Genomic DNA, 22,487 nt, shown 5'->3' on the forward strand with positions numbered 1-22,487 from the left:
CGTTCTCTACGAACCCTTCGCGGACGTCAGTCCCTGGATCCGGCCGAGCACGGTGACCTGCTGCTCGCCCGCGCCCTTCGGCGGGTCGACGGCCACCGAGTTCGAGACGATCTCCATCGTCAGGGACTGCTTGATCTCGCCGGTCGTCAGGGCCTGCACGTCATCGGTGGTGGGGATCGAGGTGCCCGGGGCGGCCGTCTGCTTCGTGTAGAGGTGCGTGGCGAAGAACACCAGCGCCCCGCCGTCCGTCGTGCGCAGGGCCAGCGGTGCGTAGTCGCCGCTCGTCATCGGTTCGTCGATGTACTGGGTGACCAGGCCCGGCCGCTTGCCGTCCTTCTCGCGCGCCGCACGCCACGTGCTGGTGTACGCGCCGTCCGCGAAGGCGTCGCCGCCGCTCTTGAGGTAGGTCGCGTACTCCTGGCCCACCTCGCCGGGCGGAACGGCCAGTTCGGCCGAGTTCACCGGCACGGCCTCGGCCCAGCCGTCCGCGTCCTTCTTGAACTCCGGCACCTTGCCCTCGGCCACCAGCGTCAGATACGCCACCTGGAACGGCTCGCCCAGCCCGTTGCGGGTGAACACGAGCAGCCAGCGCGCGGTGCCGCCCTTGTTCGCGGCCGCGTCGGCGACGAACCAGCGCGGCCAGCCCGCCTTCTTCGGGATGGTGTACGTCACGTCCGACAGCTTCAGCGGCGTGTGCGTGGCGTTGCCGCTCGGGCTGTTGGCCTTGCCGGCCTTCAGCCGCGCCGCGTCGATGGCGCCGAGCGCCCCGGTGACGTGGGCGGCGTCCAGCGAACTGTCGTACGCCTTGTCCGCCGCGTTGTACGCGTTCGTGAACTGCTGGAGCGCCTTGGCGGCCTCCGCCTTCGTGGTCGCGGGAAGCACCTCCCGCTCGCCGTGCACCACCATGCATCCGCTCGCCGTCAACGACAAAGCGGTCACAGAGGCTGCTATCAGTGCGCTCCGGTCAAGCCTGCGGAGCCTTTGAGGGCCGCGATCCCTGCTCATCAGGTGCCTTCACCTTCCCCTTCCCGGAGGCGAACCCTACCGGGGCGAGGAAGAGCGCGAGCGTCGGGATCAAGTACAGCAGCCACACCGTGACCTGAAGGACGGTCGGGTCCGGCTGGAAGTTGAACACGCCCTTGAGGAGCGTGCCGTACCAGCTGTCCGGAGGGATGGTCCCGGTGATGTCGAAGGCCTTGTCGGTCAGCCCCGGCAGCCAGTCGGCCTCCTGGAGGTCGTGGAAGCCGTACGCCAGCACGCCCGCCGCCACCACGACCAGCATGCCGCCGGTCCAGGTGAAGAACCTGGCGAGGTTGATGCGCACCGCTCCCCGGTAGAACAGCCAGCCGAGGAACACCGCCGTCGCGATGCCCAGGCCGACGCCGACCAGCGGACGCGGGGTGCCGTCGCTCGCCGCGTGCACCGACGCCCATACGAACAGGGCGGTCTCCAGGCCCTCCCGGCCGACGGCCAGGAACGCCGTGGCGACCAGGGCGCCCGTGCCCATCTGAAGGGCGGCGTCCAGCTTGCCGTGCAGCTCGGACTTCAGGTGCCGGGCGGTGCGCCGCATCCAGAAGACCATCCACGTCACCAGGCCGACCGCGAGGATCGACAGGGAGCCGCCGAGCGCCTCCTGCGCCTCGAACGTCAGCTCCTGCGAGCCGAATTCGAGCGCGCACCCGAAACCGAGGGCGAGCGCGACCGCGACGCCGATGCCGATCCAGATGGGCCGCAGGGCGTCCCGGCGGTCCGTCTTCACCAGGTAGGCGATGAGGATGCAGACGACCAGGCTGGCTTCCAGACCCTCGCGCAGACCGATCAGGTAGTTGGAGAACACGGGTCAGCCCTCCTTGGAGAACAGCGTGCTGCCCCACCAGTCGTCCTTGTCACGGACGCCGGGCGGGACGGCGAAGACCGCCGAACCCACGTGCTGGATGTACTCGTTGAGCGCGTCGGTGGCCAGCTGACGCTGGATCCGGATGAAGCCCTCGCGGACGTCCTTCTGGTAGGCGAGGAAGAACAGGCCCGCCTCCAGCCGGCCGAGTCCGTCCGTGCCGTCGGTGAAGGAGTAGCCGCGGCGCAGGATCGTCGCCCCGTGGTTGGAGTCGGGATGCGCGAGCCGGACGTGCGCGTCGGGCTTCATCGCCGGCAGGAACGGCTTGTCGCGCTCCTTCGCCTTGCCGACCGGGGCGCCCTCGCCCTTGTCCCGGCCGATGATGTCCTCCTGCTCCTGCAGCGAGGTGCGGTCCCAGGTCTCGATGTGCATACGGATACGACGGGCCACGAGATAGGAGCCGCCGTTCATCCACGGGGCGTCCTTGGCCTCCTTCGCGGAGTCCACCCACACGAACTTCTTCAGCCGGTCCGTCTCCGTGCCCGCGATGTTGCGGGTGCCGTCCTTGAAACCCAGCAGGTTGCGCGGGGTCTGCGCGTCGGGTGTCGTCGAGGACGTCTTGCCGAAGCCGAGCTGCGACCACTTGATGACGACCTTGCCGAAGCCGATCCGGGCGAGGTTGCGGATCGCGTGCACGGCGACCTGCGGGTCGTCCGCGCAGGCCTGGACGCACAGGTCGCCGCCGCTGCGGTTCTTGTCGAGGTTGTCCCCGGCGAACTGGGGGAGGTCGACGAGCGCCTCGGGGCGCCGGTCGGCCAGGTCGAACTTCTCGAAGAGGGAGGGCCCGAAGCCGATCGTCAGCGTCAGCCGCGAGGGCTTGAGCCCGAGCGCCTCCCCGGTGTCGTCCGGCGGCGCCTCGGCGAGCCCGCCGTACGCCCCTTCCCCGACCGCCTTCCCCGCGGTCATGGCCCGCGCGGCCGCCGTCCAGTCCTTGAGCATCTGCACGAACTCGGCGCGGTCCTCGGTCGTCACGTCGAACGCGGCGAAGTGCAGCCGGTCCTGCACGGGGGTCGCGATGCCCGCCTGGTGGGCCCCGTGGAACTCGACGGCGGCACCGGCCTCGGCCGCGGTCGGTTCGATGTCGTCGCCGGTCCGGGTCATCGCGACCGCGCCGCCGGCAGCGGCGGCACCGAGCGCGAGCCCGGCCCCGCCCCAGCCGATCAGCGCACGGCGCGAGGGAGCCGGGTCCTTTGCTGCGTCGGTCATGATCCCCGCCTCAGGAAGACTTGGTGACGACGGCTGCGGCGAGCTTGGACAGCGGCTCCGCGAGCGCGTTCACACCGTCGGACAGCTGCTTGCGATCGCCGTCACCGACCTTGTCGTACGAGGTGAAGTCGTAGGACGTCTTGTCGGCGCGGTACTTGTCCAGCAGCGTGTTCAGCGCGGCGAACTGCTTGTCGAGCTCGGTGACCAGGGCCGCGTTGTTCTCCTGGGCGACCGGCTTCAGCAGCGCGTACGACTTCTCGGCGCCCTCGACGTTGGCCTTGAAGTCGACGAGGTCGGTGTGCGAGTAGCGCTCCTCCTCGCCGGTGACCTTGCCGGTGGCGACCTCGTCCAGGAGTTCCTTGGCGCCGTTGGCCATCGAGGTCGGGGTGATGTCCGCCTTGCCGACCCGGTTCTGCCAGTCGGTGAGGTCGGTGATCAGCTGGTCGGCGAGGGTCTTGTCCTCGGCGGTGATCTTCTTGTCCTGCCAGAGGGACTTCTCGAGCCGGTGCCAGCCGGTCCACTTCTGCCCGCCCTCCAGCCCGTCGGCCCGCACATCGACCTTCGGGTCGATGTCCCCGAAGGACTCGGCGACCGGCTCGGTGCGCTCCCAGCCGATCCGGGAGGGGGCGTAGGCCTTCTTGGCGGCCTCGAGGTCGCCGGCCTTGACCGCGGCGGCGAAGGTCTTCGCGAGCGGCAGGGTGGCGTCGGCCTGCTCCTGCGCGTACTTGCGGTACGCGGCGACCGCCGCGTCGAGGCGCGGGTCGCGCTTGGCCACGGTCCCGCCGGTGGCCTTGACCTCCTGCCGGATGCCGTCGCCCTTCATACCGGGCTTGCAGGCGATCGTGTAGGCGCCGGCCTTCACCTCGGCGGTGACCTTCTGCTTGGTGCCGGGGCCGATGTTCTCGCGCTCGGTGACGATCCGGTCGTCCGGGAACAGGACGTAGACCTCGGTGACCTTGGAGCCCTTGTTCTCGATGGCGAGCTCCACGTGCCCGGCCGGGAACTCCTTCTTGGAGACCTCGCACTTGCTGTCGGTGGCGGTCACGTCGATGACACGGTCGCTGTCGCCCGAGCTTCCCTTCTCCGTGCACCCCGTGACGGCGGTCAGGGCCGCCACGGCGGTGAAGGTGAGGACGGACAGTCTGGCGGCACGCATACGAGCTCCTGAGGGTTGGTGAGGCTCGCCTAACTTATCTGAGGCTTATCTATCTATGGCGCAAAATAGCCGTCAAGTAAAGGTCAAAGGAGATTCAAAGGTTCCGCTCCGGAGTCAGTGGACGTGCGGTGCCCGGGCGGATGCTTCAATTCCCCCGTGAGTGACTACGACGTGCTGCGCGTCTTCTGCGCGCCGAACGGCGGCTACGGCAATGAGCTGGGCGTCGTCCGTGAGGGGTCCGTGATGCCGGACCGGGACGAGCGGCAGGCGTTCGCCGCCAAGCTCGGGTTCAGCGAGACCGTTTTCGTCGATGATCCCGAGCGAGGGGTCATCGACATCTACACGCCCTCCGTGCGGCTGGCCTTCGCCGGATACCCCTGCGTCGGGGCGGCCTGGTTGCTCGACGTGCCCGAACTCGTCACGCCCGCCGGGGTCGTCGGCACCCGGCTCGACGGGGAGTTCAGCTGGATCGAGGCGCGGGCCGAATGGGCGGCGCCGCGCGCCTTCCGCCAGTACGGCACCGCAGCCGAGGTGGACGATCTTGCCGTTCCGGCGGCAGGGGAGTGGATCTACGCCTGGGCGTGGGAGGACGAGGCCGCCGGACGGATCCGGGCCCGTGGATTCCCCGGCCGGGGCGACGGTGTCGAGGAGGACGAGGCCACCGGAGCCGCGGCTCTCCAGCTCACCGCCGAACTGGGCCGGGCCCTGAACATCGTCCAGGGCGCCGGCTCCCAGATCCTCACGGCTCCGCAGCCGGGGGGATGGGTGGAAGTGGGAGGCCGGGTCTTCCTGGAGCGCTGAGGCTCACGCCGACAGGGGGAACTCCTCGCCCAGGGCCCGGAACACCCCGGTGTTCAGCGCGAACGCCCTCTTGCACTCCGCCACGATCCGCTGCTTCTCCAGATCGTCCGCGTCCACCGCGTCCAGCAGCTCCCGGTAACCCCGCTTGAAGGCGGCGGGGTTGGAGATCTCCTCGAAGACGTAGAAGCGCACCCCGTCGCCCTTCTTCTCGAAGCCCCAGGTCTTCTCCGCCTTGTCGCGGATGATCTGGCCGCCGGAGAGATCGCCCAGGTAGCGCGTGTAGTGGTGCGCGATGTATCCGGCCGGCCAGGACTCCGCACAGGCGCGCACCCGGTCCGCGTACACCTGCGTGGCGGTCAGCGCGGACAGACCGGACCGCCACTCCGGGCCCCTCAGATGCGTCAGGTCCCGCTCCAGCGCCCGCAGCCGGAACAGCTCGGGCCGTATGAAGGCGCCCGCCACCGGGTCCGACGCCAGCTTCTCGGCCCCCGTCTCCAACGCCTCGTAGGCGAACCACAGTTGCTCGGTGTAGCGCGCGTACGCGTCGACGCCGAGCCGGCCGCCGAGCAGGTCGCTCATGAACGTCGAGGTCTCCGCCTCCACGTGCTGCTCGTGGGACGCGGTGCGGATGAGTGTCGAGAACGAGTCCATGGGGCAGATTTTCTCTGGTTAGGGTTACCTAAGTCAATGCTTTTGCCGACGCACTGTCGGTAAAAGTGTCCAACAAAAGACCCGCCCCCGCAGGGGGACGGGTCCAGGACGTACTACGGCAGCGTCAGGATCTCCGCCCCCGTCTCCGTCACCACCAGCGTGTGCTCGAACTGCGCCGTCCGCTTCCGGTCCTTCGTGACGACCGTCCACCCGTCGTCCCACATGTCGTACTCGTGCGTCCCGAGCGTCAGCATCGGCTCGATCGTGAACGTCATGCCGGGCTGGATGACCGTCGTCGCGTGCGGGCTGTCGTAGTGCGGGATGATCAGGCCGCTGTGGAAGGAGGAGTTGATGCCGTGGCCCGTGAAGTCACGGACGACTCCGTAGCCGAAGCGCTTGGCGTACGACTCGATGACCCGGCCGATGATGTTGATCTGACGGCCCGGCCTGACCGCCTTGATCGCGCGGGCCAGGGACTCCCGGGTGCGCTCGACCAGCAGCCGGCTCTCCTCGTCGACGTCACCCACCAGGTACGTCGCGTTGTTGTCGCCGTGCACCCCGCCGATGTACGCCGTCACGTCGAGGTTGATGATGTCGCCGTCCCGGAGCACGGTGGAGTCCGGAATGCCGTGGCAGATCACCTCGTTGAGGCTGGTGCACAGGGACTTCGGGAAGCCCCGGTAGCCGAGCGTCGACGGGTAGGCGCCGTGGTCGCACATGTACTCGTGCGCCACCTTGTCCAGTGCGTCGGTGGTCACCCCGGGGGCGATCAGCTTCGCCGCCTCTTCCATCGCCCGGGCCGCGATACGGCCGGCGACCCGCATCGCCTCGACGGTCTCCGGAGTCTGCACCTCCGGACCCTTGTACGGCGTCGGCGCGGGCTTGCCGACGTACTCGGGGCGACGGATGTTTCCGGGCACGGAACGGATGGGGGAGAGTTCCCCGGGCACGAGCAGCGACTGGCCAGACATGCCGACGAGTCTATCCAGCGCCGTTGGGGGAACATGTCGGTGGCGAGAGGAGCAGGTCATGCCCTTGTTCAAGAAGCGCGCGGGCGGCAAGCCGGGCGAGTGGTACTACTGCCTGGAGCACAAGAAGGTCGAGGAAGGGCCCCAGTGCCCGGCCAAGGACCGGTTCGGGCCCTACGCGAGCCGCAAGGAGGCCGAGCAGGCGATGGAGACGGCCCGCGAGCGCAACCTCGAGTGGGAGAACGACCCCAAGTGGCACGACTCTCCGGCGGGAAGCCGGGAGGACGACTGATCACACCTGGGCCGCGGCTCTCTGGTCCCGCACCTGTGCCGCGTGCTTGTCCGTGCGTGCGTCGTAGGTCATCAGTTTCGGCAGGCACAGGGCCAGCAGGCCCACGGCGCCCGCGCACAGCACCCCGCCCGACCAGACGGACGTCCGTACGCCCCACCACGCGGCGAAACCGCCGCTGCGGACCTGGCCGAGGGTCGGCCCCACCGAGTACGACAGCAGTTCGATCCCGGCGAGCCGGCCGCGCAGCTCGTCCGGGATCGTCTGGTTCCACATGATCCCCCGGAAGATCCCGCTGACCATGTCGCATCCTCCGGCCACGGTGAGGAACAACAGCACCAGCCAGACGTTGCTCATGATCCCGGCCGCCGCGATGGCCAAACCCCACAGGGCCGCCGAGAGGACCACCATCCGCCCGTGCCGGTGGATCCGCGCGGTCCAGCCACTGACCAGGCTCACCAGCAGCGCGCCGAGCGGGACGCTCGCGTACATCAGGCCCAGCGACCAGTCCGCGTCCAGCTCGTCCGCGAGGAACGGCAGCAGGGCCAGCGGCATCGCCAGGAACATCGCGGCGAGGTCGACGGCGTAGGTGCCGAGGAGTTCCTTGCGCCCCCACGCGTACCGCGCGCCCTCCGCGATGGCCTTCAGCGACGGCTTGGCCGCCTCGTGGGAGGCGGGGGAGGCCGCGATCCGTACGACGAGGACGACGGACACGGCGAAGGTCAGCAGGTCCGCGCCGTATGCCCAGCCGAGGCCCGCATAGGCCACCACCACGCCCGCCAGCGCCGGGCCCGCGACCCCGCCGACCGTCCAGCGGAAGGAGTTCAGCGAGGCCGCCGCCGGGAGGTGGTCGTGGGCCACGATCCGGGGCCAGAGGGAGTCGAGCGCGGGGCGCTGCACCGAGACCAGGGCGGAGGACAGCGCGGCGACGACGTACAGCGGCCAGACGGCGGGGTGCGGGAGCAGGGCGTTGAGCAGCAGGGCCACGCTCAGCAGGCCCTGCCCGGCCTCGGTCCACACGATCAGCTTCCGCTTGTCCCACGCGTCCGCGAGCGCCCCGCCGTACAGCCCGAAGACGAGGAGCGGGATCAGCTCCACGGCCCCGATCGCGCCCACCGCCGCGGCCGAACCGGTCAGGTCCTTCAGCTGCACCGGCAGCGCCACGAAGGTCAGGAAGCTGCCGAAGTTCGAGATCAGCCCCGCGTACCACAGCCGCCGGAAGTCCCGGGAGGCCCGCCAGGGGGCGAGGTCGGGGAGCATGGCGCGAAGGCCGGAGGGGGGTTCGGGGGCGTCGTCGGTCACGACCGGTCATGGTCGGGGCGGGCCTGCCGGTCCGGCAACTGTTTTTCGCGGCTACCAGCGGGCCGGAGGCGGCGCGGTCAGCAGGTCGGCCAGTCTCGACAGCCGGTCCCGGAACCGCCGCCGGCCCCTGGGAGTGGGGACGGCGTTCTCTCCCGCCGCCGCGCTCACCAGGTGCTGCACGGTGTCCAGGTCCAGGTCCGTGCCCTCCGGTACGGCCAGCGACTCGTGGGCCATCGCGGCGAGTTCACCCTCACCGGGGCCGAGGGAGAGGATCGTCGCGCCGGCCCGTCGGGCGTCGTTCACGTGCTCCAGAAGCGGGGCGCCCGGCCGGTCCGGGGAGACCACCAGCAGGGTCTCGCCACGCCGGGCCGCCGCGAGCCGGCCCGGGCCGACCGACAGGTGCGCGGGGTCGGTGGGGCGCGCGTCGTGGCGTACGAGAGTGGGGGCCAGCTCCGGTGTGCCCGACCAGGCGGCCTCGTCGACCAGGTGGGCCGCCAGGTGCCACGGTTCGTACTCGGGCGTGCCGACCAGGAGCAGCCCGCCGCCGTGCGAGACCACCGATCCCCGCAGTACGCCCGCGAAGCGTCGCGTGGCCCCCAACCACTCGGTCCCGGCGAGCACTTCGCGCAGCAGCGCGACCCGTACGGCGTCCATGGGGCCGCATCCTGCCGCAAGCGGTCGTCCGTGACCGGTGGTTCACTCCGGATTCGCCCGAACCGGGCAGGAAGCCACCGAGGACGACAGCCCGCCGACGCCGGCACGCACCGCCTTCGGCCTGCCGCCGCCTGCTCCGAGCCGGTCCGGATCGGGGGATCTGACCTGGCCCGGGTCGACGCCTCGCCCGTCGGGCGCCGCTACGAAGCCGGGGACCGCGGCCCCGGTGAGCGGATCACCGTCGGGCGGGTGCCCGTGACGCGGCTCACCCGACCGGCCGGGGCGCGCGGGGCGGACGTAAAGTCGGGCCCATGACCTCTACCGACAGTGCTGCACAGAAGGCTCCCGCCAAGGACCCCTGGGACCTTCCCGACGTCTCCGGACTCGTCGTCGGCGTGCTCGGCGGGACCGGGCCGCAGGGCAAGGGCCTCGCCTACCGGCTCGCCCGCGCCGGGCAGAAGGTGATCATCGGCTCCCGGGCCGCCGACCGCGCACAGGCCGCCGCCGACGAGCTCGGGCACGGTGTCGAGGGCGCCGACAACGCCGAGACCGCGCGCCGCAGCGACATCGTGATCGTCGCCGTGCCGTGGGAGGGCCACGGCAAGACGCTGGAGTCGCTGCGCGAGGAACTCGTCGGCAAGCTCGTCGTCGACTGCGTCAACCCGCTCGGCTTCGACAAGAAGGGCGCCTACGCGCTGAAGCCGGAGGAGGGCAGCGCCGCGGAACAGGCGGCGGCCCTGCTCCCGGACTCGCGGGTCACCGCCGCCTTCCACCACCTGTCGGCCGTGCTGCTCCAGGACCCGGAGGTCGAGGAGATCGACACCGACGTCATGGTGCTCGGCGAGGAGCGGGCCGACGTGGAGATCGTGCAGGCGCTGGCCGGCCGTATCCCCGGGATGCGCGGCATCTTCTCGGGTCGGCTGCGCAACGCCCACCAGGTGGAGTCGCTGGTCGCCAACCTGATCTCGGTCAACCGGCGGTACAAGGCGCACGCGGGGCTGCGGGTCACGGACGTGTGAGCCGATGGGGGACACTGGTCGGCGTAGCACAGCAGTGTCCCCCCGACAGGAGCCATGGAAATGCCCCGCCTCGCCCTCTACGCCCTCGCCGTCTGCCTGCTCGCCGTCGCGGCGGCGGTCGTCTCCTTCACACAGGGCAGCTGGCTGGGGATCGTGTGGGTGCTGCTGGCGGGGCTCTCGTCCAACATGTGCTGGTACTACGTCAAGCGCGGCAAGACGGACTCCTACCAGAAGCGGTAGAGGCTCCAGCCGATCGACGCCTCCGCTTCGCTGACCCCGAGTCCGTTCAGGACCGCGTGCACCAGGTCGAAGAACACGCTGTTGACCTGCGGCACCCACAGCAGCGCGAACACGAACAGCAGGCCGAACGGGGCGAAGGGCTCGATCTGGCGCTTGACGCTGTGCGAGAGCCAGGGCTCGATGACGCCGTAGCCGTCCAGGCCCGGGACGGGCAGGAAGTTCAGGATCGCGGCGGAGACCTGGAGCAGGGCGAGGAAGGCCAGCGCGAAGCGGAACTCCAGCGGTACGCCGTCGAGGGCGTCCAGCCAGAACGGGGCCGTGCAGGCGATCGCGAACAGGACGTTCGTGAGGGGGCCCGCCGCGGAGATCAGGCTGTGCCGCCAGCGGCCGCGGATCCTGTCGCGTTCGATGAACACCGCGCCGCCGGGCAGGCCGATGCCGCCCATGATCAGGAAGAGGACGGGGAGCACGATGCTGAGCAGGGCATGGGTATAGGCGAGAGGGTTGAGGGTCAGGTAGCCCTTCGCCCCTATTGAGATATCGCCACTGTGCAGGGCGGTGCGGGCATGCGCGTACTCGTGCAGACAGAGGGACACGATCCAGGCGCCGGTCACGAACAGGAAGACGGCGATGTCCGTCCGCTCGGCGAATCCGGTCCAGGTGGCCCAGCCCGTCACCGCCGTCACGGCGACGATCCCGATGAAGACGGGGCTGATCCGCCGGTCGCTGTGGCGGGTGGTGGCGGTGGTCATGGGGCTCCCTGGACTGGACCTGCGCGCGGTGGGACGGCCCGACGGTACCGGGCACAGGTGAAAACGTCTTGGGGTGGGGCGGAGGTTCCGTGGAAGGGTGGGGACATGGGGCTGTGGCACGTGTTCTACGCGGACTGGCAGATCGAGTGCTGCGGTACGCCGTTCTCGGTGGGGGAGGAAGTGCGCTGGCCGCTGCTGTTCCATGCCGCCGACGACGTCCTCGGGGGCGGCTGGCAGGACCAGCTCACCGAGCTCGCCGGCCCGGTGGAACAGGGCGCCGAGCGGGTGCTGCGGGACAGGAACGGCCTGGTCGTCGGGGTCGGGGAGAGCGTTGCGGCACCGGGCGGCTCGGCCCGGTTCGTCGGGCTGGTCACGGTCGAGGCGCACGGGGGCCGGCTGCCCGAGGTCCGCGGCCGGGTGCGGTGCGTGCAGGTCGTGACACAGGAGTACGGCGAGACGGAGCCGGGTTCGAGGACCTGGGAGCCGGTGCCGGGGCGCCGGTCGCTGCGGTCGGTGGACGCGAGCCCGAAGTGGTTCGCCGGCGGCGGGGGCGCGCGGTCCGAGGCGGGGCTCGTGGTCACCCTGGAGGTCCCGGACACGGACTCGGTGCTGTCGCACACCGTCCGCAGCGTCCGGGGCATCCCGCCCGGCTCGCCGCCCGGTACGGAGACCGAGAGCCTGCCGGCCGACGAGCTCGCCGAGCTGCTGGCGGGGCTGAGCGGGGCGTGAGTCCGCTGTGCTGGCGGCCCGGGCCGCGCTCACGGCGACTGCCCGGACCCGGCCCGTCCATCCGAGGGCGACCGGCCCGTCACCCCGCCGAGGGAGACCGAGGGCCTGCCGGCCGACGAGCTCGCCGAGTTGCTGGCGGGGCTGAGCAGGGCGTGAGTCCGCTGTGCTGGCGGCCCGGGCCGCGCTCACGGCGACTGCCCGGGGCCGGCCCGTCCGTCCGAGGGCGTACGCCCCGTCAACACCCCGCGAGCGGAACCCCGTGACCGGCCCCGACCACACCGGAGACAATGGAACCGTGCGCTATCGCATCCTCGGCACCACCCAGGCACTCCGTCCCGACGGTACGTCCGTCCCGGTCGGTGGCACGCGGCTGCGCGCGCTGCTGACCGTGCTCGCTCTGCGGCCCGGCCGTACCGTCCCCGTGAGCCACCTCGTGGACGAGGTGTGGGGTGACGACCCGCCGGCCGACGCCACCGGCGCGCTGCAGGCGCTGGTCGGGCGGCTCAGGCGCGCGCTCGGGGCGGACGCGGTCGCCTCGGTGGAGGGCGGCTACCGGCTGACGGCGGGCCCGGACGACATCGACCTGCACCGTTTCGAGCGGCTCGCCGGTGACGGTATGCGGGCGCTGGCCGACGGTGACCCCGCGAAGGCGGCCGTGGTCCTGGACGACGCCCTCGCGCTGTGGCGGGGTCCGGCCCTGGCCGATCTGCCCGACCGTACGGCCGAGGCGGCGCGCGCGGAGGCCCGCCGGCTGGACGCCCTGCGCGCCCGCCACACCGCCGCGCTCGCCCTCGGCCACGCCGATCAGTCCCTCCCCGAACTGACCGCACTCTGCGACACCCACCCCCTCGACGAACCCCTCCAGTCCCTGCGTCTGCGCGCCCTGCGCGACACGGGCCGCACGGCGGAGGCACTGGCCGCCTACGAGTCCGTACGACAGCTCCTCGCGGACCAGCTGGGAGCGGACCCGGGGGCCGAACTGCGGGCGCTGCACGGTGAGTTGCTGCGGCCGGAACCGTCAGCTGCGGGCGGACAGGGCGAAAAGGGCGGACAGCACGGCCAGGTGTCCGGCGCCGACCCCGCTCGTCCGGCCGCAGCCCCCACCCCGCCCTCCGGCAACCTCCGCGCCCGTCTCACCTCCTTCGTCGGCCGGGAAGCCGACATCGATGCCATCCGCGAGGACCTCGCGGCCGCGCGGCTCGTCACGCTGCTCGGGCCGGGCGGGGCCGGGAAGACGCGGCTCTCGCAGGAGGCCGCCGAGGCCGTGGGGGACGTGGTGCGGGACGGGGTGTGGCTGGCCGAACTCGCGCCGGTCGACGACCCGGACGCGGTGCCCGAGGCCGTGCTCACCGCCGTCGGTGCCCGCGAGACCGTGCTGTACGGCGCCGGTGCCGAGGCGATGCGTGCCGCCGGGAGCGAGCGGCTCGACGACCCCGTCGAGCGGCTCGCCGAGCACTGCGGCCGACGCAGCATGCTGCTGATCCTCGACAACTGCGAGCACGTGGTCGACGCGGCCGCCCGTCTGGCGGAGACGCTCCTGGAGCGCTGCCCCGGACTGACCGTCCTGGCCACCAGCCGTGAACCCCTCGGCGTGCCGGGGGAGTTGCTGCGGCCCGTGGAGCCGCTGCCCGAGCCGGTCGCGCTGCGGCTGCTCGCCGACCGGGGGGCCGCGGCCCGGCCCGGATTCCGGGTCGACGGCGACGAGGGGACCGCGGCGGCCTGCGCGGAGATCTGCCGGCGCCTCGACGGGCTGCCCCTCGGTATCGAGCTCGCCGCCGCCCGGCTACGGATGCTGACCCCACGTCAGATCGCCGACCGGCTCGACGACCGCTTCCGGCTGCTCACCTCCGGCAGTCGTACCGTGCTGCCCCGCCAGCAGACCCTGCGGGCCGTCGTCGACTGGTCGTGGGACCTGCTCGACGGCGAGGAACGGGACGTCCTGCGGCGGCTTTCGGTGTTCGCCGGCGGCTGTGACCTGGCCGCCGCCGAGGCCGTGTGCGGGCCCGCCGCACTGGACGCGCTCGGCTCGCTCGTCGACAAGTCCCTTGTGGTGGCTGCTCCTTCGGGGGACGGCGAGATGCGCTACCGGCTCCTGGAGACCGTCGCCGAATACGCCGGCGAGCGCCTCGACGAGACGGACGGCTCGCGCGCCGACGCCGAGCGCGCGCATCTGGCGTACTACCGCGAACTCGCGCGCACCACCGACCCGTTGCTGCGCGGCCCCCGCCAACTCACCGCCATCGAGCGCCTGGAGCGCGAGTACGAGAACCTCCGCACCGCCCTGCGCCGGGCCGTCGCCGACCGCGACGAGCAGGAGGGGCTGTGCCTGGTGCTGTCGCTGGCCTGGTACTGGCAGATGCGTGACCTGCGCATCGAGGCCCGCAACTGGTCCCGCGACGTCCAGGGCCTCGGCCCCGACCCCTTCACCGAGCCGGTCCGCCCCGCCGCGCCGGTGTGGGAGCGCTGCACGGACACCCCGCCGCCGTGGACCGGCGAGGTGCTGGAAGAGGCCCGGCGCGGCGCGCACCTCGTCCATCTCGCCTGCATGGACACCGAGTTGGACGCCTGGCAGAACCAGCACGCGCAGGCGAAACTGCGGGCCATCGCCAGCACCTACGAGCCCGGCATGGCACAGACCTGCCGGATGCCGGGCTCCCTGTGGTTCTTCGCCATCATGCTCACCGGGGACATGGAGCGGCTGCGGAAGGTCATCCAGGCGACCGTCGACACCTGCCGGGCCACCCCGGGCTACGAGTGGGAGCTCGCCGCGGCCCTCCAGTGGCGGGCCAACCTGCTCGCCAACCGCTCCGACTGGGCCGGCGACGCCATCCAGGACGCCGAGGAGGCGCTGGAGATCTACGAGCGGATCGGCGACCTGTGGGGCACCGCCGAGGCGCTCTCCGCACGCGCCGAAGCACATGAGCGCAAGGGCGAATGGCACGCGGCCGCGGCCGACTACGAGCGGGCGATCGAGCGGGCCGAACAACTCGGCGCCCGCGCCCAGAAGTCCGTGCTCAACGCCCGACTGGGCAGCACGCTGCTGGAGACGGGGGAGGCCGAGCGCGGCGAACTCCTGCTGCATGAGGTGATCGCCGACCAGGAAGGCGCCCGCAACGAGGCGATGCCCGCCGCCCGGATGTTCCTCGCCGGCCGGCTCGGCCTGACCGGCCGCATTCCCGAGGCGCGCGAACAACTCCAGCTGCTGCGCCAGCAGTTCGGCATCGCTCACTTCGTCATCTTCGACGCCTTCATCCTCGGCTCGGAGGCCTGGCTGGAGGCCGTGGACGGCTGCTACGACAAGTGTCTGACCCTGACCCGCCGGGCGCTGGAGAAGTCCGAGGATCCGCTGGCCCTGACCATCGCCCCGCACATGCGCACCATGTACCTGCACACCGCCGGGCTCGCCCTCGCCGGGGCCGACGGCGGCGACCGCGCCCGCGACGGAGCCCGCTGCCTCAGGGCCGGGGACGCGCTGCTGCCGCCCAGCCACTGCCCGACGTCGGTCGAGCGCAGCGTGCGCGGCAGGGCCGAGCAGGAGCTGCGCGCGGTGCTCGGTGACGCGGCCTACGAGTCGGCGTACGCGGAGGGCGACGGCCTCTCCCCCCGGGAGGCCGCCGCCCTGGTGTGACGCGCACCGACGCCGAACTTCAGTTCTTCGTGCGGAACTTGTGGATGGCGTACGGTGCCGCCACCGCCGTGATCGCCGCCGACCAGCCGAGCGTGACCCACAGGTCGTGGGCGACCGGGCCGCCCACCATCAGCCCGCGGGCCGCGTCGGCGAGCGTGGACAGCGGGTTGTAGTCGGTGAAGTGCTGGAGCCAGCCCGGCATGGAGTTCGTCGGAGCGAAGATCGACGAGCCGAACTGGAGCGGGAACAGCACCAGGAAGCCCATCGCCTGCACGGACTGCGCGTTCTTCAGGATCACGCCCAGGGTGAGGAACACCCACATGATCGAGGAGGCGAACACGGCGGACAGGCCCACCGCCGCGAACAGTCCGGCCCAGTGATTGATGTCGAACCCGACCAGGACGGCGACGATCATCAGCACGGTGGTCGCGAACAGCATCCGCAGCAGTTCCACGGAGATCTTCGCGAACAGCACGGAGCCGCGCCCGATCGGCAGGGACCGGAAGCGGTCCATGACACCGGAGTTGAAGTCCTGGCTGAAGCCGGTGCCGACGCCCTGGGAGAGGGTCATGCTCATCATCGCGATCATGCCCGGGATGACGTACTGGACGTATCCGTCCTGCCCGCCGCCCAGGGCCTGCCCGATCGAGCCGCCGAAGACGTAGACGAACAGCAGGGTGAAGACGACCGGCATCAGTATGGCGTCGAACATCGACTCCGGGTCCTGCCGGATCCACAGCAGGTTGCGGCGGACGAGGGCGCCGGTGTGCCGGAGGTGCCCGCGCAGCGGGATCCGGGCGTCGGCTTCCGTGGCGGTAAGGGTGGCGGCGCTCATACGGCGACCTCCTCGCGGGTGTCGGTGGGGACGGTGTCCTGCGGGGCACTGGCGCGGTGGCCGGTGAGGGACAGGAACACCTCGTCCAGGCTGGGCAGTTCGGTGGTGATGGAGGAGAGGGTGATGCCACGAGCGGTGACCGCGCCGACCACGGCGGTCAGCTGCTCGTCGCTGAGGATCGGGACGATGACGGTGCCGCGTTCGGTGTCCACGGTGCTGGTGGCGAGCCCGGTGATGCCGAGCTCGTCGATCCACCCGGCGAGCGGCTGCAGCTGCAGCGGATCGACGGGCCGTACCCGCAGTGAGCGCCCGCCCACCTTCGCCTTGAGGTCCTCGATGGCGCCGGCGGCGATGACCTTGCCGTGGTCCACAACGGTCAGCTCGGAGGCGAGCTGCTCGGCCTCCTCCATGTACTGCGTGGTCAGCAGGACGGTGACCCCGTCCCCGACCATCCGCTTGACCTCGTCCCACACCTCGTTGCGGGTGCGCGGGTCGAGACCGGTGGTCGGCTCGTCCAGGAAGAGCACCTGGGGCCGGCCGATCATCGAGGCGGCGAGGTCGAGCCGGCGCCGCATACCGCCGGAGTAGGTGCTCGCCGGCCGCTTCGCCGCGTCCGTGAGCGAGAAGCGCTCCAGCAGTTCGTCGGCCCGGGTGCGGGCCTCCTTGCGGGGCAGGTCGAGCAGCCGCCCGATCATGTAGAGGTTCTCCCAGCCCGGCAGCTTCTCGTCCACCGAGGCGTACTGCCCGGTGAGCCCGATGACCCGCCGCAGCTGACGGGGCTGCCGCACGGCGTCGTACCCGGCGACGGTGGCCTGCCCGGCGTCCGGAGACAGGAGGGTGGACAGAATGCGTACGAGGGTGGTCTTCCCGGCCCCGTTCGGCCCGAGCACACCCATCACGGTGCCCTCGCGCACGTCCAGGTCGACGCCGTCCAGCGCCTTGGTCTCGCCGTAGTGCTTGACCAGCCCCCGCACGGAAACGGCGGAGTCCCCGCTCTTGGGGTTCTTGTCGATTCGCGTCATACCGAGGACGGTGTCAGCCCCCACCGACAAACCACCGACAGGTCGCCTACACGGGCCTACAGGTCGCCGACAGAGCAAAAAAGGGGGCGCCCGGCGTTCACCGGGCGCCCCTTCTCGTCGTACGACCGCTCAGTACCGTACGGCCTCCGCCTGCTCCGGCAGATGGGCCGCGACCACGCGCTCCCGCCCGGGCGAGAGGTCCACGCGCCGCCGGTCCACGACCGCGGCCACCGCGGCGACCCCGAGGCCGAGCACGGCCAGGGCCGCGCCCGTCAGTGCCGGGGACGTCACACCGAGGCCCGCGGCCAGGGCGAGGCCGCCGATCCAGGCGCCACCGGCGTTGGCCAGGTTGAAGGCGGCCTGGTTGGCGGAGGAGGCCAGGGAGGGGGCGGCCGAGGCCTTCTCCATGACCATCAGCTGGAGCGGGGAGCCGGTCACGAAGGCCGCCGTGCCCAGCAGCACCACCGCCACGGCCGCGCTCCACTGCGTCGACATCAGCACCGGGAACAGGGCCAGGACCACGACCAGCGAGGTCAGGCCGCCGAACAGGGTGCCGCGCAGCGAGTGGTCGGCGAGCCGTCCGCCGACCAGGTTGCCCGCCGTCGCGCCGACGCCGAACAGCGCGAGCAGCAGCGTCACGCTGGAGTCGGCGTAGCCGGCGGCGTCCGTGAGCATCGGCGTGATGTAGCTGTACGCGGCGAACAGCGCGCCGAAGCCCGCGACCGTCGTGCCGAGCGCCAGCCAGACGGGCACCGACTTCAGTGCGACCAGTTCGCGGCGCAGGCCCGCCGCGGGGGCGTGCGCGTGGTCGTGCGGGATGAGGAGCGCCAGGGAGGCTATCGCCGCCAGGCCGATCGCGCTGACGCCGAGGAAGGTCGCCCGCCAGCCGAAGTGCTGGCCCATGAGGGTGGCGACGGGGACGCCCGCGATGTTGGCGAGGGTCAGGCCGAGGAACATCAGGGACACCGAGCGGGCCTTGCGCTCAGGCGCCACCATGCCGGTGGCGACGACCGCGCCCACCCCGAAGAAGGCACCGTGCGGCAGACCGCTCAGGAAGCGGGCCGCGAGCAGCCAGTGTTCGCCGGGGGCGAGGGCGGAGAGCGCGTTGCCGGCCACGAACAGACCCATCAGGCCGATGAGGACCGTACGGCGGGACATCCGGGCGGTGACCGCGGCGAGCAGCGGGGCGCCGATCACCACGCCCAGCGCGTACGCCGAGACGAGATGGCCGGCGGTCGGGATCGAGATGCCGAGGTCGCTTGCGACGTCGGGCAGCAGGCCCATCATCACGAATTCGGTGGTGCCGAGACCAAAAGCGCCGACGGCCAGTGCGAGCAGGGCCAAGGGCATGAAGAGCCGAGCCTTTCAGGGGAGAGCGGAGTTCCGTGCGAGTTTATGTTCAAGTACGGAACAAACACTCCCGGGCCCGGTATTCCAAGGGGCTGCCAGCGGGTTACGACGAGGTGGCGAGGTTCACACGGGCCGCCACCGGCAGATGGTCGCTGCCGGTCTCGGGCAGCGTCCACGAGCTCACCGGCTCCACGCCCTGCACCATGATCTGGTCGATCCGCGCCATCGGGAACGACGCCGGCCAGCTGAACCCGAAGCCGCTGCCCGCCGCGCCCTGCGTGGAGCGCATCTGAGAGGTGACGGCGTTGAGCGCGCGGTCGTTCATCGTGCCGTTGAGGTCGCCGAGCAGGATCTTGCGGGGGAGCTTCTCGTCGGCGATGGCCTCGCCCAGCGCGTCCGCGCTCTTGTCACGCTGCCGGGCGGTGAACCCGGCCTCCATCTTCACCCGCACGGACGGCAGGTGGGCGACGTAGACCGCGACCTGACCGTCCGGCGCGGCCACCGTGGCCCGCATGGCCCGGACCCAGCCCAGCTTGATGTCGACGGGCTTCACCCCGGTCAGCGGGTACTTGCTCCACAGCCCCACGGTGCCCTCGACCGCGTGGTACTTGTACGTCGACGCCAGCGCCTTCTCGTACACCGGCACCGCCGAGGCGGTCAGCTCCTCCAGGGCGACCACGTCCGCGCCGGAGGCGGCCACGTCCCGGGCGGTGCCGGACGGATCGGGGTTGTCGGCGTTGACGTTGTGGGTGGCCACCGTGAGGTCGCCGCCGGTGGCGGACTTGTCGGAGAGCAGCCCCCCGAAGAGGTTCAGCCACACGGCCGCCGGGAGCAGCACCGCGATCAGCGCGGTGGCTGACCTGCGGAGGAAGCCGAACAGGAGCAGCACCGGGACGAACAGGCCCAGCCACGGCAGGAACGTCTCGATGAGACTGCCGAGGTTGCCGATGGCGTTCGGGATCTGCGCGTGCAGCAGCATCACCAGGGCGAGGATCACCGCGAGGGCGGCCAGGACGGCACCGCGGCGCCAGATCCCCCGGTCACCGCGCCAGCCGGAGACCGGCCGTGCGAGCAGGCGCCGGAACCGGGCTCTTTGGCGCTCGGGTCCCGAGCCGCCCTCCGCCGTTTCCGTCACGTACGCCTGCTGCGCCATACCGTCGCCTCACTACCTGCCGTGCACGCCGTTCGCCCCGTTGCCGTGGGGTCTCAGACACCCCGTACGACCCTAGGGGATGATCGGCTCCCATCTCGTCGTCCCATGACGACCGTACGGGGGCGATGACGTACAAGTCGCCTTCCTGAGTTCCCTGGCCCGGCGGGGAAAGCGCCCTCTGTGACGAAACGCGCACATGCGGGCCGCGGGGCCCGGACGGCTCTAGGAACTGACGGGGCGTAGGCCCTCGAGGACGGCGTCGACGATCTGTTCCGACAGGCCCTCCGGCAGCGCGGAGTTGGGCTGCATGATGGTGCGGAAGAGCATGGGGCCGATGAACAGGTCGTTGACCAGTTCGACGTCGACGTCCGTGCGGAGTTCGCCGTTGGCCTGCCCCCGGCGCAGGACGGCGACCTGCTTGCGGCGCCGGGGCGCGACGACGATCGCGTGGTAGGCGTCCCACACCTTCGGACTGCTCTTCATCTGGGCGAAGACACTGTGCAGCAGCGCCGAGGAACGGGTCATCAGCCCGCGCTGCCGCAACTGCTCGAGCAGCGCCACGAGATCGTCGCGCATCGAGGTGCCGGGCAGTTCCGCGTCCGGGGGCTCGGCGGTGCGCACGACGTCGACGAAGAGCTCCTCCTTGCCGTTCCAGCGGCGGTAGATGGTGGCCTTGCCGACGCCCGCGGTACGGGCGATGCGCTCGATGGACAGTTCGGCGAGCGGCACGCCGTCCTCGAGCAGCTTGATGACGGCCTCGATGATCGACCGCTCCACGGCCTCACTGCGGGGCCGGCCCCGTACGGGCCCCGTCTGCCTGGGCTGACTCTCGGCGAGGCCGCTCACGTCGCTTGGTCCTCTCGGTGGGATGGGATGATTGTCCCTGCCCTATGGCCGGACAGGGGGGCGGGGCCCGGCCGTTGTCCGCGACGGTGACCTCCTCATGTGCGACCCCGGCTCGCCGATCCAGCCGGCCGACGCCCTCCCCGTACACCTGGCAGGCCTGCCCGGCTGGTCGCCGCACACGGGCCGCGCCGGTCGACCGCCCTTCCGCCCGGGGCCGCGGCTTCCCGCGGCCTTCCGACCGGTCCGGCGGCCGGGCCCGGCCGCCACCGTCACCTCCCGTCGCCCGGCCGGGTCACTCGCTCGCGGGTACCAACTCCTGTTTCTCCTGTCCCTGCTGAGGCTCCGTCGGCCGGCCCGGCAGGAACAGGGCCACCACGACGGCGCCGATGAGGGCCACGCCCGCTCCGCACAGCGCGGTGACGTGCATCGCGTGCAGAAAGGCGTCGTTGGCCGGGCCGACCAGGGCGTCGCCCCGGGGGCCGAGCTTCGCGGCGACGCCGAGGGTGGCCTCGATGGACTCGCCCGCGGTGTGCCGTACGCCTGCCGGAACCTGCCCGAGATGGGACTCGATGCTGTTGCGGTAGGCCGTGGAGAGCACCGAGCCGAGGACGGCGATGCCGAGCGCGCCGCCGACCTGCCGGAAGGTGTTGCTGAGCGCGGAAGCGGAGCCGGCCTTCTCGCGCGGCAGGGCCTGCATGATGACGACGCTGGTCGGCGTCATGATGTGCGCCATGCCGGTGCCCATGAGGAAGAAGATCACCTCGAGGAGCCAGATCGGCGTGTCCGCCTCCAGCGCGGCGAACGCGACCAGCATCGCGGCGATCAGCAGCATGCCGCCCGTGGTCGTCGCCCGGTTGCCGAAGCGGTCGACGACCAGCCGGGCGCGCGGCGCGAAGATCAGCTGCGCGGCGGCCAGCGGCAGCATCAGCAGACCGGTCTGCAGCGGCGAGTAGCCCCGCACGCTCTGGGTGTAGAAGACCGAGAAGAAGGTCACGCCCATCAGCGCGAAGAACACCAGCCCTATGGCGCCGATCGCGGCCGAGAAGACCTTGTTCTTGAAGTAGGTGACATCGATCGACGGATGGTCGCTGCGCTTCTCGAACACCACGAAGGCGACGAGCACGGCGAGACCGGCACCGATGGTGGCCAGCACGGTCGCGTCCGTGAAGTCGGCGAGCTGACCGCCCTTGATGATGCCGTAGACGAGCAGGACCAGGCCGACGACCGACAGCACGACACCGACGGGGTCGATCCGGCCGGGATTCGGGTCACGGGAGTCGGGCACCAGCCACAGCATCAGCCCGAGGGCGAGCACCACGATCGGCACGTTGATGAGGAAGACGGAGCCCCACCAGAAGTGGGCGAGGAGCACACCGCCGGTGATCGGCCCGATGGCGATGGCGAGTCCGACGCCACCCGCCCAGATGCCGATGGCCTTGGGCTGCTCCTCGCGCTCGAAGACGTTCATCAGGACGGCGAGCGTGGCCGGCATGACGAACGCCGCGCCGAGGCCCATCAGCGCGCGGAAGGTGATCAGCTGGACCGGCGATCCGGAGAAGGCGGCGAGGGCGGAGCCTGCGCCGAACACGAGCAGACCGCCCAGCAGCACCTTCTTGCGGCCGAGCCGGTCGCCGAGCAGGCCCGCGGTGAACAGGAGGCCCGCGAAGACCAGGGTGTAGGCGTTGATCGCCCACTCCAGCTCGCTCTGGGTGGCGCCCAGGCCGGTCGGCGCGGGAGTCGAGATCGTCTTGATCGCGACGTTGAGGATCGAGTTGTCGAGCACCACGATCAGCAGGCTCAGCATCAGCACGCCGAGGATTGCCCAGCGGCGCCGGTGCACCGCTTCCGGTACCCGGGAGTCAGGGACTGCGGTAGTCATGCGATCGAGGGTAGCGCCATTACGATACGGGACCGTCTCGTATCGTAAGTCTTTACCGAGACCTTACGTGCCTGAACGGTCACATCCACCACCTCTGGCCCTGACTGGCACGA

At 71.2% G+C, this 22,487-nt stretch carries 21 protein-coding genes; 6 read left to right on the forward strand and 15 right to left on the reverse strand.

Annotation, left to right across the window (positions count from 1 at the left end):
* Positions 1 to 6: 6 nt before the first annotated feature.
* Genes M2157_RS34260 through efeO form a run of 4 tightly spaced genes read right to left on the reverse strand, consistent with a single transcriptional unit; the run spans position 7 to position 4,256 of the window.
* On the reverse strand, positions 7 to 1,005 hold the full coding sequence (locus M2157_RS34260; protein ID WP_280857161.1) for a hypothetical protein: 999 nt from the start codon (positions 1,003 to 1,005) through the stop codon (positions 7 to 9).
* The gene (efeU, locus tag M2157_RS34265; protein WP_280857160.1) at positions 965 to 1,837 is read right to left on the reverse strand and encodes an iron uptake transporter permease EfeU; all 873 of its coding nucleotides are present in this window, start codon (positions 1,835 to 1,837) and stop codon (positions 965 to 967) included. The genes M2157_RS34260 and efeU overlap by 41 nt, the downstream gene beginning before the upstream one ends.
* Before the next feature lie 3 nt (positions 1,838 to 1,840).
* Complete coding sequence (gene efeB / locus M2157_RS34270; protein ID WP_280867169.1) at positions 1,841 to 3,100, reverse strand: iron uptake transporter deferrochelatase/peroxidase subunit; 1,260 nt, start codon at positions 3,098 to 3,100, stop codon at positions 1,841 to 1,843.
* Positions 3,101 to 3,110: 10 nt separating this feature from the next.
* Positions 3,111 to 4,256, reverse strand: coding sequence for an iron uptake system protein EfeO (efeO, locus tag M2157_RS34275; RefSeq protein WP_280857158.1), 1,146 nt, complete (start codon positions 4,254 to 4,256; stop codon positions 3,111 to 3,113).
* A 156-nt stretch (positions 4,257 to 4,412) separates the two neighbouring features.
* On the opposite strand from efeO, the gene M2157_RS34280 reads away from it, so the two are divergent.
* Positions 4,413 to 5,057 carry a PhzF family phenazine biosynthesis protein gene (locus tag M2157_RS34280; RefSeq protein WP_280867170.1) on the forward strand — a complete coding sequence of 215 codons (645 nt, stop codon included), beginning with the start codon at positions 4,413 to 4,415 and terminating at the stop codon, positions 5,055 to 5,057.
* Between the two features lie 3 nt (positions 5,058 to 5,060).
* Here the strand turns inward: M2157_RS34280 and M2157_RS34285 are convergent, their stop codons facing one another.
* On the reverse strand, positions 5,061 to 5,708 hold the full coding sequence (locus M2157_RS34285; RefSeq protein ID WP_280867171.1) for a biliverdin-producing heme oxygenase: 648 nt from the start codon (positions 5,706 to 5,708) through the stop codon (positions 5,061 to 5,063).
* Positions 5,709 to 5,821: 113 nt separating this feature from the next.
* On the reverse strand, positions 5,822 to 6,679 hold the full coding sequence (gene map / locus M2157_RS34290; RefSeq protein WP_280857155.1) for a type I methionyl aminopeptidase: 858 nt from the start codon (positions 6,677 to 6,679) through the stop codon (positions 5,822 to 5,824).
* A gap of 58 nt (positions 6,680 to 6,737) precedes the next feature.
* Here map and M2157_RS34295 point away from each other — a divergent pair, with 58 nt between their 5' ends.
* Positions 6,738 to 6,968: a hypothetical protein gene (locus tag M2157_RS34295; RefSeq protein WP_280857154.1), complete on the forward strand. Its 231-nt coding sequence runs from the start codon at positions 6,738 to 6,740 to the stop codon at positions 6,966 to 6,968.
* On the opposite strand, the gene M2157_RS34300 is transcribed toward M2157_RS34295, so the two are convergent.
* Entirely contained in the window at positions 6,969 to 8,225 is a 1,257-nt protein-coding gene (locus M2157_RS34300; RefSeq protein ID WP_280858988.1) for an MFS transporter, read from the reverse strand. It abuts the gene before it with no gap.
* A gap of 93 nt (positions 8,226 to 8,318) precedes the next feature.
* Positions 8,319 to 8,921: a hypothetical protein gene (locus M2157_RS34305; RefSeq protein WP_280857153.1), complete on the reverse strand. Its 603-nt coding sequence runs from the start codon at positions 8,919 to 8,921 to the stop codon at positions 8,319 to 8,321.
* Positions 8,922 to 9,232: 311 nt separating this feature from the next.
* Between M2157_RS34305 and npdG the strand changes: the two genes are divergently transcribed.
* Together npdG and M2157_RS34315 are read left to right on the forward strand one after the other, a co-directional pair.
* Positions 9,233 to 9,940, forward strand: coding sequence for an NADPH-dependent F420 reductase (gene npdG, locus M2157_RS34310; RefSeq protein WP_280857152.1), 708 nt, complete (start codon positions 9,233 to 9,235; stop codon positions 9,938 to 9,940).
* A gap of 60 nt (positions 9,941 to 10,000) precedes the next feature.
* The gene (locus M2157_RS34315) at positions 10,001 to 10,180 is read left to right on the forward strand and encodes a hypothetical protein (RefSeq protein WP_280858987.1); all 180 of its coding nucleotides are present in this window, start codon (positions 10,001 to 10,003) and stop codon (positions 10,178 to 10,180) included.
* Here M2157_RS34315 and M2157_RS34320 read toward each other — a convergent pair.
* Positions 10,165 to 10,932, reverse strand: a complete 768-nt coding sequence (locus M2157_RS34320) for a site-2 protease family protein (RefSeq protein ID WP_280857151.1) — start codon at positions 10,930 to 10,932, stop codon at positions 10,165 to 10,167. The genes M2157_RS34315 and M2157_RS34320 overlap by 16 nt on opposite strands.
* Positions 10,933 to 11,037: 105 nt before the next feature.
* Between M2157_RS34320 and M2157_RS34325 the strand changes: the two genes are divergently transcribed.
* Both M2157_RS34325 and M2157_RS34330 read left to right on the forward strand, forming a co-directional pair.
* The gene (locus M2157_RS34325; protein ID WP_280867172.1) at positions 11,038 to 11,661 is read left to right on the forward strand and encodes a DUF6578 domain-containing protein; all 624 of its coding nucleotides are present in this window, start codon (positions 11,038 to 11,040) and stop codon (positions 11,659 to 11,661) included.
* A gap of 295 nt (positions 11,662 to 11,956) precedes the next feature.
* Entirely contained in the window at positions 11,957 to 15,289 is a 3,333-nt protein-coding gene (locus M2157_RS34330; RefSeq protein WP_280867173.1) for a BTAD domain-containing putative transcriptional regulator, read from the forward strand.
* Positions 15,290 to 15,308: 19 nt separating this feature from the next.
* On the opposite strand, the gene M2157_RS34335 is transcribed toward M2157_RS34330, so the two are convergent.
* The 6 genes from M2157_RS34335 to M2157_RS34360 form a co-directional block, all read right to left on the reverse strand.
* Positions 15,309 to 16,124, reverse strand: coding sequence for an ABC transporter permease (locus tag M2157_RS34335; RefSeq protein ID WP_280857148.1), 816 nt, complete (start codon positions 16,122 to 16,124; stop codon positions 15,309 to 15,311).
* A complete protein-coding gene (locus M2157_RS34340; RefSeq protein WP_266530093.1) occupies positions 16,121 to 17,146 on the reverse strand; it encodes an ATP-binding cassette domain-containing protein in 1,026 nt (341 codons plus the stop codon). Before M2157_RS34340 ends, M2157_RS34335 begins: the two co-directional genes overlap by 4 nt.
* Before the next feature lie 129 nt (positions 17,147 to 17,275).
* Complete coding sequence (locus M2157_RS34345) at positions 17,276 to 18,496, reverse strand: MFS transporter (protein ID WP_280857147.1); 1,221 nt, start codon at positions 18,494 to 18,496, stop codon at positions 17,276 to 17,278.
* Between the two features lie 103 nt (positions 18,497 to 18,599).
* Positions 18,600 to 19,649 carry an endonuclease/exonuclease/phosphatase family protein gene (locus M2157_RS34350; RefSeq protein ID WP_266530099.1) on the reverse strand — a complete coding sequence of 350 codons (1,050 nt, stop codon included), beginning with the start codon at positions 19,647 to 19,649 and terminating at the stop codon, positions 18,600 to 18,602.
* 222 nt (positions 19,650 to 19,871) lie between these two features.
* Complete coding sequence (locus tag M2157_RS34355; protein ID WP_280857146.1) at positions 19,872 to 20,495, reverse strand: TetR/AcrR family transcriptional regulator; 624 nt, start codon at positions 20,493 to 20,495, stop codon at positions 19,872 to 19,874.
* Positions 20,496 to 20,787: 292 nt separating this feature from the next.
* Positions 20,788 to 22,374, reverse strand: coding sequence for an MFS transporter (locus M2157_RS34360; RefSeq protein WP_280867174.1), 1,587 nt, complete (start codon positions 22,372 to 22,374; stop codon positions 20,788 to 20,790).
* Positions 22,375 to 22,487 lie beyond the last annotated feature (113 nt).

The organism is Streptomyces sp. SAI-127 (assembly GCF_029894425.1).
In the GTDB taxonomy this organism is placed as follows: Bacteria; Actinomycetota; Actinomycetes; order Streptomycetales; family Streptomycetaceae; genus Streptomyces.